The following is a 13,472-nucleotide window of genomic DNA, read 5'->3' on the forward strand; positions in this document are numbered from 1 at the left end:
ATTAATAAATTTTACAGGGTTACGGGTAAAAGCCATCAATATATTGGGGTTAAACCCGATGTTGTGCTTCCGGAATTTTATGAAGGTATTTATCAAAAGGAAAGCGATTTTCCGACTGCTATAAAAAATGATAGCATAGAATCACTTTTAAAATATAAAACTTATGTAAAAAGAAGTATTATTGATAAAATTGCTAAAAGCAGTACGCTCCGACTTGCGGATAATTATTACTTTAACAACATCAAAAAAATCAACTTAAAAATTGATGAAATGGTGAATGTTCCTAAAGCTGAAATCCCGATGACTTTGGATGCGGTTTTTAAACAGAAAAAAACGTAAATTATATCTGGTCTGAGATTAACACATTCAACGACGAAAATAATCCGCTCGATGTTTATAATTCGAGTGTAAACCAGTTTCTATTAGGCGCCTACCCGACCGAAAAAACAATCAATCAATATCAGATTGATAATCTTAGAACAAATCCTTATTTAAACGAAGCTGTAAATATTATTACAGATTTTAATGCGGCTAAGTAATATCTTGTTTCAAGTTTCAAGTCAATAAAAAATCTCAAATTCTTAATTAGAATTTTGATTTTTGATCTTATTGAAGTCAACAAAAACCTGAAACTTGAAACCTGAAACTTTTTAACCAAAAATATAATTGAAATTGATTTTGGAAAAATAAGGAATAACCGTATTTTTGCATCTCAAAATAAAAAATTAGTAATGGGAAGAGCGTTCGAATTTAGAAAAGGAAGAAAAATGAAACGTTGGTCAGCAATGGCTAAAACATTTACCCGAATTGGTAAAGATATCGTTATGGCCGTTAAAGAAGGTGGTCCTAACCCAGATGCCAATTCTAGATTAAGAGCTGTTATACAAAATGCAAAAGCCGCTAACATGCCTAAGGACAATGTGGAGCGCGCGATAAAAAATGCAAGTAATAAAGATACTGCCAACTATAAAGAGATTCTGTTTGAAGGATACGCTCCTCACGGAATTGCGATTTTAATTGAAACTGCATCTGACAACAATAATAGAACTGTAGCCAACATTCGCAGCTACTTTAACAAATGTAACGGAACAATGGGAACTCAGGGTTCTGTTGAATTCATGTTTGACCATACTTGTAACTTCAGAATTGCAAAAGGAAATCTTGATCCTGAAGAATTAGAATTAGAATTAATTGATTTTGGTGCCGAAGAGGTTTTTGAAGATGAAGACGGAATTTTAATCTACGCTCCTTTTGGAAGCTTTGGAGCTTTACAAAAAGAATTAGAGAACAGAGGTCTTGAAATTTTATCTTCTGGTTTTGAGCGTATTCCGCAAATCACTAAAGAACTTACAGAAGCTCAAATCGCTGACGTTGAAAAACTAATCGAAAAAATTGAAGAAGATGATGACGTTATGAACGTTTATCATACTATGAAAGAGGAATAGTTTTTTTCTTTTTATAAATATCAAAAGCCCTGAATTTTTCAGGGCTTTTTCGTTTATTTTATTTCTTATTTTTAAAAATCAGATTTCTTTACTTGCTTTTTTATCAATATAATTAATTCCCAATCCGCCCAGTATCATAACTTTAGTCAACTCTTCTGTTTCAATAATTATATCTTGTTTTAAAACATTCCCTTTAACAGATTTTATATCAAAAGGTATTGTTTTAGATAAATAATAATCACCGCTTACAACACTAAGATAAAGATTATCACTATTTTTTAAAACTTTTAAAGGAATAGCAAATTCACCCGTTTTTGCATTTACTTTAAACGGAGTTGGTGAATCATTTATAGTCAGCATTAAGTTTGGATATGTTTTATTATTTAAAGGTTTATTTGTTTTTGAATCTAATATTTTTCCTTTTACAATAATTGAAACTTCCTCTTCAACTGGCTGCTTAAAGGCAATTTTACCTACAATGTGATTATTTAATTTCGGAGAAGTAATTTCGGTTTGAATTGGCTCTTTTTCTTGCGCTGAAACATTCGAGGCTAATAAAACAGATGCGGCAATTGCGGCATATTTAAAATTGTTGATTTTTGATGTTTCATTATATGCAAATTCTTCTTGTAACTGTGTTGATTTTACTCGTGCACAAATGTTTTTACCTTTGTTTTCTGCAATAAATTTGGCTACTTCAGAGTTTGATTTACTACTTAAATCAATTACGTTTTTAGCACACGAATTACAAAACGAACCTTTTGAATTCGGAATCATTTTATTAAAATTTTCAGAACAAGGACTTGCTATTTCTAAGGTGAATTTCTTTTTCATAGTATATATTTTTAAGTTAAAATCATTTCAAAATGCTTTCTACTTATATAGAGAATGTTTTTCCCGAAAAGGTTGGGAAGAAATAAAAATATTTTTTGATTTTTATAATTTATGGTTAATTTAAATACCTGTAAGATTAATAATTCAAATAAACTATTATATTTGCGGCAATTAGAAGAATAAATAATTTAAAAACAATATCATGCAGACATCAAAATACACAAAATTCGCCGTAATTATTCTGGTGATTTTATTTGTTGTTATAAGCGTTATAAGCTAAAAAAACAAATAATACTAATAATTGAAAAGCCTTCTAAAGTTAAACTTTAGAAGGCTTTTTACATTTATTTCAAATTCATAATCTTTGACTGTCTATATACACTCTAAATAGATTCAAGGTTTCAAGAAAAAAAACATAATCTCTTATATTTGCAATTCCAAAAACAAAAAAATAAAAAACATTTTATGAAGACATCAAAATACACAAAATTCGCCGTAGTTATTATGGTTATTTTGTTTGTAGTCCTTAGCGTTATTAGCTGTGTTGCACATGTGCATAACGATGGTGGACCGAAAAAAATGCCACCGGGACAAGCGAAAAAAATGTCAGGAAGCAAAAGCGCCAAAGCTTACGCGCCTGGACAACAGAAAAAAATTAATCAAAAGCCTTCTGAATTTTATTTTGGAAGGCTTTTTCATTGTTAAAACTATTCTAAAAAAACTAACTATTTCTTTCAATAAAAAAGCTTTCATAATCACAGATGATAGAATTACAAAAAATTGAGATACTAAGCTTGTTTAAAAATACAAATGAAAAAATAGAGCTAAAGTATATGGGCTGGGCCGAAATTAATCGAGGTCAGGAGCTTGTGTATTACTCCATACTAATTGATGGCGTAGATAAAACGGAAGAATTATTTTCGACAAAAACAATTGAATGTTTAGCAAGTAACAAAAATAAAATAGAGCACCATCCTACCAAAAATTTTGCGCTTTTTCCGTTCAATGGCATCTTTTTAATTAATACTTCAGATTTTACCAAAACCAGTCTAACAGTATACTTTAGAGAGAACGGAAATACAACTACAGACGGTTTTGTGGGAAGTTTTTTTATCCTGAGAAACATTTATTAATTAATACCCGAAGTTTGATTTTAACTGACTTAATAACTTTACAACATAAAAAAATAAAGTTTGAAAGTGATGTTGATATCGAATGGGCATATTTAATTAATAGTACACAAATTCAAGTTATTCAGGCATTTTCTAATTTGTGTTTTACCTATGATTTAGAAGAAGAAAAAATTATAGATAAAAGAAATATTGCAGACGAGTTACTTTATCCTAATATTTTTAGATGGATTTACAGAGGGCAGCATTACAATTCAAATGAGGTAGAAATGGAACTCCTTCAAAAAAAGATAATCAATTTATAAGTACTTACTTTAAAATAATATCTATAATAAATGACATACAATGGCATTAGACTATAGTTTAAACATAAAAAAGCAAGCATATATTTTCTAAAAAAATTGATGATTATTTAGTTTCAAAAGGGTTTCTCTTTGAAAAGGAATATGGAGAAAAATTAGTCACTTTTGATTTATTCAAACCATTAGGTTTTATTATTTCCATCTTTGCCTCAGAAAAAAATTCCGGAAAAGTCAGGAGATCTTCAGTAAATTTACCATTCTAAACAATGTTTGAAATTGATTGTAAATGATACCTATAGATAAATTTTACTGTATTCAAACTGAAATTTTTGGTGATGGTTCTGAAAAAATTACAGAAGATATAGTTTCTATAAAAACAGAATTGATTAGACCTTCAATAAAATTTATAAATGAGAATGGAGCTATTATATCTTCTGAGAAAAAGAAAATTTATCGAAAAAAATTAATAGTTAATCCATTTGTAAATTCAAACGAATATTTTAATATAAACGAATTATCCTTTTTATCAAGAACATACGGATTTGAAATTGAAGAACATGCAATTCATAAAGGGTACTTTTCAAGTGCGTTAAAAATCAACTCACTATATAATACTCCTGGAGAAATTATTTTAATTGAAGAAGAAGCAAAAGAATATATATTAATTGAGTTTAATAGATGGAATTTAGAAACTCAACCTCGTAGTGCAGCAGAAGATCAATTAGGAGAAGATATTACATATATACTTGGAATATGGGAAAATCCATTATTAACAGACGAGATAATCGAAAAAATTAAAAATAAAGGATAATGAACACAGAATCTATTATTAAAAAATTTGAAAAAACATTACCTAATGATTTCTCTGTTAAATTAATAGAAGACATATATTTAAAAGGCTTTTTAGAAAATCAAAAAATAATAAAAGGAATCTTCCTTGCAAGCATTGATGATTTATCAACAACAAATATTGTTGCAAGTATAAATTTTAAAGAAATAGAAAATATTTTATCTGCAAAAGAAGATAAAAATAGTTATTTTATTAAGAATAATATATTAAAAATCAATCGCTTCCATAAAATTTAAAAATGATATTTGAAAATAAGATAACCGAATATTTCAGTTCTAATTTAATTACAAGAACAATTGATGAGAATTTAAGTCAAGACTTAACATATGAAGACAATTTAATTATTTCGCAGATTGGATTACCAAATGATATTTTAAGTTTTCAATTTACTGATGCTATTTGCCTATTATCAAAATCCGAAATTATAATTGGGAAAACATCATATGATAGTAATATAATTCTCAATCTGGAGTCAGGGAACATAATGAGAGATCATGATCTTTTTATTTCAAAATCTCTTAAAAATTTAACACAACAGCTTTATATCTACGACAGCTTATGGAAAATTGATATTCCACAAGAAAAATTTGGTAATTATCGAGATAATTGCAATCATAAAAAATATGCTGAATTTTTAAAAACAGAGCTATTAAAGATAGATGAGGATTTATTAAAAAATGATACTGGATATTTTTGGGGATCACTAATAGAAGATATAGAGTTTGGCATTGTGGGTTAATTATGAAGACTTTGTATCCGTCAAATTTCAAAAGCCTCTTATTTTAAAACTTGAAGTTCATACAAATAAATATCAGTAGAATTTAAAGCAATAAGCCAATATAGAAGTAATCTTATTTTTAAAACTGTATCTCTTTTATTCACTAATTTCTAAATCTTCATCATAATATCTTTGTGTTTTCATTTTACCGTTTACCTCTATTAAATAAATATGCTTACTGTCATTATTATGCCAATTTATATTTTTAATTGTTCCGAATTCAAGAATATTTTTTGAATTATAAAAATTCACTTTTTCCAAAGGCTTGAATTTAGGCTCTGTTGGCATTAATCTAAATACCTCTTTTTTTAACACTAACTCCGTTTCTGAAGATTTTAATTTTAAAAAATTATCTTCTCCTATTTCTATACATTTAAATACAAAATCAGAAAAGTTAAAAGAAGTAATAATTTTAGCTGTTTGAGGGTCCAAATATTTTTTGAAGTTTTCTGATTTTATTTCATCAATACTTACCCATCCCCATTTACCCATTAAATTTTGAGAATTATTTTCCATAAATTTTATTTGTTTATTGTTTAGGAGGTAATTATCGATATTAAAATGAATAATACAAGCAAGTTTAGAAACCAATTTCACTCTATTCCTTTTATTTTACAAAACCCGAAAATACACGAAATTTGCAGTTTTTAAAACTAAGAAACCAGATAACGAAAATAAAAAACCTTCTTAAGTTAAACTTTAGAAGGCTTTTTATTTAATATGCATTTAAATTATTTTTTTGCGGGATTATTTGTTACTTTCAACAAATAGGTACCTTCGGGTAAATCACCAATATTTGTAGCATTTGCCCCTGCTACTTTTGTTCCTTGTGAAAAAACCTCAACAATTTTAGATGCATTTTTTGTATCTGTTGCTGATGCAGTTGCCGGAGCTGTCATTTTTATAGGAGCTGCAGTTTTCTCTACTACTACAGGAGCATTTTTTTGAGCTGAAGCACTTTGAGATGCTACAACAGCATTCGTTGGTTTTGAGCTATTATAAGACTCCATAACCTGCTCATCCGTCATAGCAACGGTATATACTTTTACATCGTCTATATCGGCGTTAATTCCAACTGTTGTATTCAGTTCTCCGAGTCTTAAGATATATCCTTTTGTTAATCGTGAAATTCCATCAACTGATTTTAATAATTCACCATTACGATATATTTTTGAGGTATTTCCGTCATAAGTGATGGCATAGTGATACCAAACATCTTTAGCAAGCGGAACCGCAACAATTACATCATTTGTGGCTCCCCAGCCTGCAAGGCTTAACTCAGAATTGCCTGCGGATGCCGTTTGTTGCAGTAAACCAAAGTATTGAGCATTTGCTGCGCTGCCATAACCCAGAATATAATTTGGTGTAGTTATAGCATTAAATTTCACCCATACAGATATTGATCTTGGTTTATTCCCCTGCGGAAGATCACCTACTACAACTTCAAAACCTTTATTAGTTAATCTCAGAGCACTTTTAACAGCACCTGTTCTGTCATTTACAAAAATAGGGGTTCCCAAAAAAGAAATTGTATTATCGGTACTTTTTAAATTCCCATCAAACTTGAACTCCTGAATGGGATTTTGGGCATTAGTATTTAAAAAACTTACAAACATTAATGTTAGTAATAATTTCTTCATATTTTATAGATGTTTGGGGATTTAAAACTTTATATTTTAACAATACTAAACTATATTATAATGTCTCTGACTAAAAATTTAGTCGACAACGAACCTAAATAACCGTCAAATAACCAAAATTGATTATTTAAAACTCTTAATTAAATTATTTTATACTATTATAAATTTTGTTAAAACTATAAATTTAATTCAACATAAACAAACACTTCCTGTGTATAAATACGTTATTCTCATTCAATCAAACCATTTTAACATTTAACAATATTAAGATTATAGATTTGTAAAACGATTCTTAAAAAAAAACTCCATTCGTTTACACGAATGGAGTCATATATTTTAAAAAGTAATTTTTAATTTACTTTACAAATTCAATTTTTTGAACTTCCTCTTCATTGATACTATCAAAGAACCCTTGTTCGTTCATCCAGTCATCACTAAATACTTTACTCATATAGCGAGAACCATGGTCAGGGAAGATTGCAATAATATTACTGTCTTTTGTAAACTCTCCTTCTTCTGCATATTGTTTAATCGCCTGCATTACTGCTCCTGAAGTATATCCAACAAATAAACCTTCTTTACGAGTGATTTCTCTTGCAGAGTGAGCACTTTCTTCATCGGTTACTTTCATGAATTTATCGATGATATCAAAATCTGTCGCAGATGGGATCAGGTTTTTTCCTAAACCTTCAATACGATACGGATAAATTTCTTTGTTATCGAATTCTTTTGTTTCGTGGTATTTTTTCAATACTGAACCAAAAGCATCTACACCTAGAATTCTAATGTTTGGATTTTGCTCTTTTAAGAATTTTGCAGTTCCTGAGATTGTTCCTCCGGTTCCGCTACAAGCAACAAGGTGTGTAATTTGTCCTTTTGTCTGTTCCCAGATTTCTGGACCTGTAGAGTTGTAATGGGCATCAATATTTAATTGATTAAAATACTGATTGATGTAAACTGAACCTTTTGTTTCTTCGTGCAAACGTTTTGCAACGTTGTAATATGATCTCTCATCATCTGCAGAAACGTGTGCGGGACAAACATACACTTTAGCTCCTAAACTTCTCAGCATGTCAATTTTATCTTTCGATGATTTTGAACTTACTGCCAGAATACAGTTATAACCTTTTATAATGCTTACCATGGCTAAACTAAAACCTGTATTACCAGATGTTGTTTCGATTATGGTATCTCCTGGAGAAAGTATTCCTCTTTTCTCGGCTTCTTCAATAATATATAACGCGATTCTATCTTTTGAGGAATGACCCGGATTAAAAGCTTCTACCTTTGCGTAGAAATTTCCTTCTAACTCTTCGGTGATTTTATTTAGCTTAATAAGTGGGGTGTTACCTATTAACTCTAAAACATTATTGTAAGCATTTATTTCTTCTTTCATAAAAAAATAGTTAATCGAAGGTAATTTTTAATGACCTTGATAGGTTGCAAATTTAACAAAAAATTTCTAATTAGCTTTTAATTTTCTCTAAATCTAATAAAAAACTAAATTCTTTTGCTAAGTCTTTTAAAGCTTCAAATCGGCCTGAAGCACCGCCATGTCCAGCATCCATGTTGGTATCTAAGAACAAAAGATTATTATCTGTTTTTAAATTTCTCAACTTGGCTACCCATTTTGCTGGTTCCCAGTACTGTACTTGCGAATCATGCAGTCCTGTAGAAACGTACATATTTGGGTATTGTTGTGATTTTACGTTATCGTATGGTGAGTACGACAACATATAATCGTAATATTTTTTATTGTTTGGGTTTCCCCATTCGTCATATTCTCCCGTTGTTAACGGAATACTGTCGTCGAGCATTGTTGTAATAACATCTACAAAAGGAACCTGAGCGATAACACCATTATACAATTCTGGGGCTTCATTTATAATAACTCCCATCAAAAGTCCTCCGGCAGATCCTCCTTCTGCATACAAATGATCAGCAGAAGTGTATTTCTCATCTATTACAAATTTAGAGCAATCAATGAAATCTGTAAAGGTATTTTTCTTTTTTAACAGTTTTCCATCTTCATACCATTGTCTTCCCAAATCTTCACCACCTCTAATATGAGCGATGGCATAAACAAATCCGCGGTCTAACAGAGAAAGTCGTGTAGAAGAAAAATAAGTATCCATAGTTATCCCATAAGAACCATAGGCATAAAGCAATAAAGGGTTTTTGCCGTTTTTCTGTAATCCTTTTCGGTAAATTATCGAAATTGGAACTTTAACTCCATCTCTCGCAGTTGCCCAAACGCGCTCTTCGATGTAATTTTCTTTGTCAAATTTTCCACCTAAAACCTGTTGCTCTTTTAAGATTTCTTTGGTTTTGGTTTTCATATTAAAATCAATTACAGACGATGGCGTTGCAAGCGATTGATAACTGTAACGTAAAACATCTGTATCAAAATCAATATTGGTTGTTGTATAAGCATTATAGGTTTCGCTTCCAAAAGGCAAATAGTAATCAGCCTCGCCGTTCCAGGGCATAATTCGAATGTGATTTAAACCGTTCGAGCGCTCCTCTACCACTAAATAGTTTTTGAAAATTTCGATATCTTCCAATAAAACATCTTCGCGATGCGGAATAAGATCTTTCCAGAATTTCTTTTCTGTTCTGTTTTCAGGCGTTTTCATCAACTTAAAGTTGGTTGCCTTATCTTTATTCGTTAAAATATAAAAGGAATCTTCGTAATGGGAAATACTATATTCTAAACCACGAACACGAGTTTGAAATACTTCAAATTCACCATCAGGATTATCTGAATTTAAAATTCTATATTCTGTTGTTAAAGTACTTCCGGAACCAATAACAATATATTTTCTTGATTTTTCTTTACTTATTGAAACATTAAAAGTATCATCTGTTTCATTAAAAACCAAAACATCTTTTTCTGAACCTGTATTTAATTTATGTCTGAAAACTTTATCAGATCGCAAAGTAACTTCATCTTGTCTGACATAAAAAATAGTATTGTTATCATTTGCCCAAACAGAACCTCCGGTTGCATTTTCGATTTTATCTGCAAGGATTTCTCCGGTTTCTAAGTTTTTTATCTGAATAGTATAAATTCTTCTCCCTACAATATCAACTCCAAAAGTGGCAAATTTGTTATCCGGACTAATACTTAATCCACCTAATTTAAAATAAGCGTGATCTTTTGCCAATTCATTGCAATTGAACATAATTTCTTCATCTGCCGAAAGGCTTCCTTTTTTTCTTGAAAAAATTGGATAATCCTGACCTGTTTCAAAACGAGTAATGTAATAATAACCATTATAGAAATAAGGAACAGAGGAATCATCTTCTTTAATTCTGCCTTTCATTTCTTCGTATAAAGATTCCTGAAGACCTTTTGTATGCGAAGTCATACTTTCGTAGTATGCATTTTCCTGATTTAAATAATCAATAACTTCTGGATTTTCTCTGTCATTCAGCCAAAAATAATTATCAATTCTGGTTTCTTTGTGCTTTTTTAGTGATTTTGGAATTACTTTGGCCTGTGGAGCCGATATATCGTTTTGCATTGGTTGAGCATTAATTTTTATATAAGTCGAGGCAAAAATACTATAAACACAATAGAACAGAATTAATTTTTTCATAAAATATTGTATTGATATAATACAGCAATATAGTAATTTTGTCTGAAATAATTTAAAAATCAACAAAAATGGATTTAATGGGAATGATGGGAAAACTTAAAGAAACCCAACAAAAAATTGAAGATACCAAAAAACGTCTGGATACTGTTTTAATTGATGAGCAAAGTGCTGACGGATTATTGAAAGTAACATTAACGGCTAATAGAAAGATACAATCAATCTCTATTGATGATTCTTTACTTGAAGATAAAGAACAATTGGAAGATTATTTAATTGTAACCTTAAATAAAGCTATCGAAAAAGCAACAAGCGTAAACGAAAGAGAACTTGATGCTGTTGCCAAAATGGATATGCCAATGATTCCAGGAATGGATAATTTGTTTAAATAAAGGTACAAAGGTTCTAAGTTGCAAAGGCTCAAAGGTTTTTGATTTTGTAAACTTTTAAACAAAAAAAGATGCACAAAACTGTGCATCTTTTTTTATATCCCTCTGAACCTTTGCCACTTTGAACCTTCTTCCTAAAACTTTTGAAGCGTTTCAATCACATAAGTATGCATTACTTCTCTGTAATCTAAATGTGTTACAATACGAAGTTTATTATGTCCCATTGAACTGATGGAAATATTTTTCTGTTTTAGTTTTTCTATTAAAAGCTGATCGTTATAACCTTCGGCCAATGAAAAAATCAAAATATTGGTTTCAACAGGTTCAATTGCCGCAACCCATGGTTTCGTGCTTAAAACTGCTGCAATTTCTTTAGCTCTTCTGTGGTCTTCGGCTAATCTTTCGATATTATGTGCCAAAGCATACAATCCTGCTGCAGCCAAATAACCAACCTGACGCATTCCTCCGCCTAGTATCTTTCTGATTCTCAACGCTCTGTGAATATCAGCTTTACTTCCTAACAATACAGAACCTATAGGAGCGCCCAATCCTTTTGATAAACAAACAGAAATGGTGTCGAAAATTGCTCCAAATTCTTTCGGATTTTGTCTTTTGGCAACTAATGCATTCCAAATTCTGGCGCCATCTAAGTGAAATTTCAGATTATTGTCGTCGCAAACCTTTTTTATTTCTCTTAAATCTTCTAATTCATAACAAGCACCGCCTCCTTTATTGGTTGTATTTTCTACACAAACCAAACTCGTTAACGGACTGTGATAAAACTCAGGATCATTGATTGCCGCTGCAACCTGCGCTGCATTGATCATTCCCCTATTTCCATCTATTAAACAGCATGAAACACCGCTGTTAAAAGAAGCCCCGCCTCCTTCATAATGATAAACATGTGCATATTTATCGGCAATTAATTGCTCTCCGGGTTGTGTGTGTAATTTAATTGCGGTTTGATTGGCCATAGTTCCGGATGGAAAAAAAGTCCTGCTTCCATACCAAAAAACTCAGCTACCCTTGTCTCTAATTCGATAACTGTAGGATCTTGTTTGTATACATCGTCACCAACCTGAGCGTTAAACATATACTGCAACATTTCATAGGTAGGTTTGGTAATGGTATCGCTAATTAAATTTATTTCCATATTCTAAAAACTATATCTTATTTTTGTACAACAAAATTACGTATTACTTATAGTTATTCTTGGCAAGTTTTAGTAAATTTTAACTTGGGAATATCCTAGAACCAAATTAACGTAATATTTATAAAAAACATATAAAACTAATATTAATTTATGACAACTACCGAACAAATAAAAGGTATTGTGGAGCGCCTTGGTGCGTTGAGGAGGTATCTTTGACGTCGATGCCAAGCTAATCGAAATTGCCAACGAAGAAGAAAAAACCTTCGCACCCAACTTTTGGAACAATGCAAAAGAAGCCGAAATCATTGTAAAAAACCTTCGAAACAAGAAAAAATGGATCGAAGATTATAACAAAGCAATCGAACTTACTGATGAATTGCAATTGGCGTATGATTTTTATAAAGAAGGAGAACTTTCTGCAGAAGAATTAGACGAGCATTACAAAACAACGCAGGATCATATTGAAAACATCGAGTTCAAAAACATGCTTTCTGATGAAGGAGACAGTTTAAGCGCTGTTGTTCAAATTACTGCCGGAGCCGGCGGAACCGAAAGTTGTGACTGGGCCGGAATGCTAATGCGTATGTACATGATGTGGGGAGAAAGTTATGGCTATAAAATAAAAGAACTGAACTTTCAGGAAGGTGAGGTTGCCGGTATTAAAACGGTTACTTTAGAATTTGAAGGTGATTATTCTTTTGGTTACTTAAAAGGAGAAAATGGTGTACACAGATTGGTACGAATTTCACCTTTTGACAGTAATGCCAAACGTCACACGTCGTTTGTATCTGTTTATGTTTATCCTCTTGTTGATGATAGTATCGAAATTGACATTAATCCTGCCGATATCGAAATTACAACGTCTCGCTCTAGTGGTGCGGGAGGACAAAACGTAAATAAGGTTGAAACCAAAGTACAATTGGTACACAAACCAACCGGAATCCAGATTCAATGTTCTGAAACGCGTTCTCAGCAAGATAACAGACAACGTGCCATGCAAATGTTACGTTCTCAGTTGTACGAAATTGAATTAAAAAAACAACAAGCACAACGTGCCGATATCGAAGCCGGAAAGATGAAAATCGAATGGGGTTCGCAAATACGTAATTACGTAATGCAGCCTTATAAATTGGTAAAAGATGTTCGTACAGGTTATGAAACCAGCGATGTTGACGGTGTAATGAACGGAAATATTGATCCGTTTCTGAAAGCTTTCTTAATGATGATGGGACAAAAAGAGGAAGAATAAATTTTAAAACATTTAAAATTTTTCTTTAAGCCATTAAGATATTAAGTTTCATTAAGCTAAACTTAATATCTTAATGGTTTAAAATAATAAAGAACCAAGACTT

15 protein-coding genes and 1 pseudogene are annotated in these 13,472 nt (G+C 31.0%); 10 read left to right on the forward strand and 6 right to left on the reverse strand.

Going from position 1 to position 13,472, the window contains the following annotated elements:
• Positions 1 to 63: 63 nt before the first annotated feature.
• Both ACZZZT_RS19250 and ACZZZT_RS19255 read left to right on the forward strand, forming a co-directional pair.
• A complete protein-coding gene (locus tag ACZZZT_RS19250) occupies positions 64 to 339 on the forward strand; it encodes a hypothetical protein (RefSeq protein ID WP_463461590.1) in 276 nt (91 codons plus the stop codon).
• A 392-nt stretch (positions 340 to 731) separates the two neighbouring features.
• Positions 732 to 1,445, forward strand: a complete 714-nt coding sequence (locus ACZZZT_RS19255; protein ID WP_007811539.1) for a YebC/PmpR family DNA-binding transcriptional regulator — start codon at positions 732 to 734, stop codon at positions 1,443 to 1,445.
• Between the two features lie 78 nt (positions 1,446 to 1,523).
• On the opposite strand, the gene ACZZZT_RS19260 is transcribed toward ACZZZT_RS19255, so the two are convergent.
• Complete coding sequence (locus ACZZZT_RS19260) at positions 1,524 to 2,279, reverse strand: hypothetical protein (protein WP_463461591.1); 756 nt, start codon at positions 2,277 to 2,279, stop codon at positions 1,524 to 1,526.
• Positions 2,280 to 2,744: 465 nt separating this feature from the next.
• On the opposite strand from ACZZZT_RS19260, the gene ACZZZT_RS19265 reads away from it, so the two are divergent.
• The 6 genes from ACZZZT_RS19265 to ACZZZT_RS19290 all read left to right on the forward strand — a co-directional run bounded on the left by ACZZZT_RS19265 (position 2,745) and on the right by ACZZZT_RS19290 (position 5,300).
• Positions 2,745 to 2,984, forward strand: coding sequence for a hypothetical protein (locus ACZZZT_RS19265; protein ID WP_463461592.1), 240 nt, complete (start codon positions 2,745 to 2,747; stop codon positions 2,982 to 2,984).
• A 56-nt stretch (positions 2,985 to 3,040) separates the two neighbouring features.
• A complete protein-coding gene (locus ACZZZT_RS19270) occupies positions 3,041 to 3,412 on the forward strand; it encodes a hypothetical protein (protein ID WP_463461593.1) in 372 nt (123 codons plus the stop codon).
• 14 nt (positions 3,413 to 3,426) lie between these two features.
• Positions 3,427 to 3,714 (forward strand): hypothetical protein, encoded by a 288-nt coding sequence (locus ACZZZT_RS19275; RefSeq protein WP_463461594.1) that lies wholly within the window; start codon positions 3,427 to 3,429, stop codon positions 3,712 to 3,714.
• Between the two features lie 283 nt (positions 3,715 to 3,997).
• A complete protein-coding gene (locus tag ACZZZT_RS19280) occupies positions 3,998 to 4,522 on the forward strand; it encodes a hypothetical protein (RefSeq protein WP_463461595.1) in 525 nt (174 codons plus the stop codon).
• Positions 4,522 to 4,797, forward strand: a complete 276-nt coding sequence (locus ACZZZT_RS19285; RefSeq protein ID WP_463461596.1) for a hypothetical protein — start codon at positions 4,522 to 4,524, stop codon at positions 4,795 to 4,797. The genes ACZZZT_RS19280 and ACZZZT_RS19285 overlap by 1 nt, the downstream gene beginning before the upstream one ends.
• A 2-nt stretch (positions 4,798 to 4,799) precedes the next feature.
• Positions 4,800 to 5,300, forward strand: coding sequence for a hypothetical protein (locus ACZZZT_RS19290; protein WP_463461597.1), 501 nt, complete (start codon positions 4,800 to 4,802; stop codon positions 5,298 to 5,300).
• A gap of 135 nt (positions 5,301 to 5,435) precedes the next feature.
• On the opposite strand, the gene ACZZZT_RS19295 is transcribed toward ACZZZT_RS19290, so the two are convergent.
• The 4 genes from ACZZZT_RS19295 to ACZZZT_RS19310 all read right to left on the reverse strand — a co-directional run bounded on the left by ACZZZT_RS19295 (position 5,436) and on the right by ACZZZT_RS19310 (position 10,581).
• A complete protein-coding gene (locus tag ACZZZT_RS19295; protein ID WP_463461598.1) occupies positions 5,436 to 5,855 on the reverse strand; it encodes a hypothetical protein in 420 nt (139 codons plus the stop codon).
• 215 nt (positions 5,856 to 6,070) lie between these two features.
• Positions 6,071 to 6,979 carry a LamG domain-containing protein gene (locus ACZZZT_RS19300; protein ID WP_463461599.1) on the reverse strand — a complete coding sequence of 303 codons (909 nt, stop codon included), beginning with the start codon at positions 6,977 to 6,979 and terminating at the stop codon, positions 6,071 to 6,073.
• 355 nt (positions 6,980 to 7,334) lie between these two features.
• Positions 7,335 to 8,375, reverse strand: a complete 1,041-nt coding sequence (locus ACZZZT_RS19305) for a PLP-dependent cysteine synthase family protein (RefSeq protein WP_042564217.1) — start codon at positions 8,373 to 8,375, stop codon at positions 7,335 to 7,337.
• 70 nt (positions 8,376 to 8,445) lie between these two features.
• Positions 8,446 to 10,581, reverse strand: a complete 2,136-nt coding sequence (locus ACZZZT_RS19310) for a S9 family peptidase (protein ID WP_463461600.1) — start codon at positions 10,579 to 10,581, stop codon at positions 8,446 to 8,448.
• Positions 10,582 to 10,649: 68 nt separating this feature from the next.
• On the opposite strand from ACZZZT_RS19310, the gene ACZZZT_RS19315 reads away from it, so the two are divergent.
• Positions 10,650 to 10,970: a YbaB/EbfC family nucleoid-associated protein gene (locus ACZZZT_RS19315; protein ID WP_042564215.1), complete on the forward strand. Its 321-nt coding sequence runs from the start codon at positions 10,650 to 10,652 to the stop codon at positions 10,968 to 10,970.
• Positions 10,971 to 11,101: 131 nt separating this feature from the next.
• On the opposite strand, the pseudogene ACZZZT_RS19320 reads toward ACZZZT_RS19315, so the two are convergent.
• Positions 11,102 to 12,120: pseudogene (locus ACZZZT_RS19320) on the reverse strand (threonine aldolase family protein).
• Between the two features lie 150 nt (positions 12,121 to 12,270).
• Between ACZZZT_RS19320 and prfB the strand changes: the two are divergent.
• Positions 12,271 to 13,369, forward strand: a protein-coding gene (gene prfB / locus ACZZZT_RS19325; RefSeq protein ID WP_463461601.1) for a peptide chain release factor 2 whose coding sequence is annotated in 2 segments (ribosomal slippage) — positions 12,271 to 12,333 and positions 12,335 to 13,369 — 1,098 coding nt in all. Because the reading frame shifts where the segments join, the coding sequence is not laid out codon by codon here.
• The last annotated feature ends 103 nt before the right edge of the window (positions 13,370 to 13,472 follow it).

This window comes from Flavobacterium sp. AC274 (assembly GCF_979258275.1).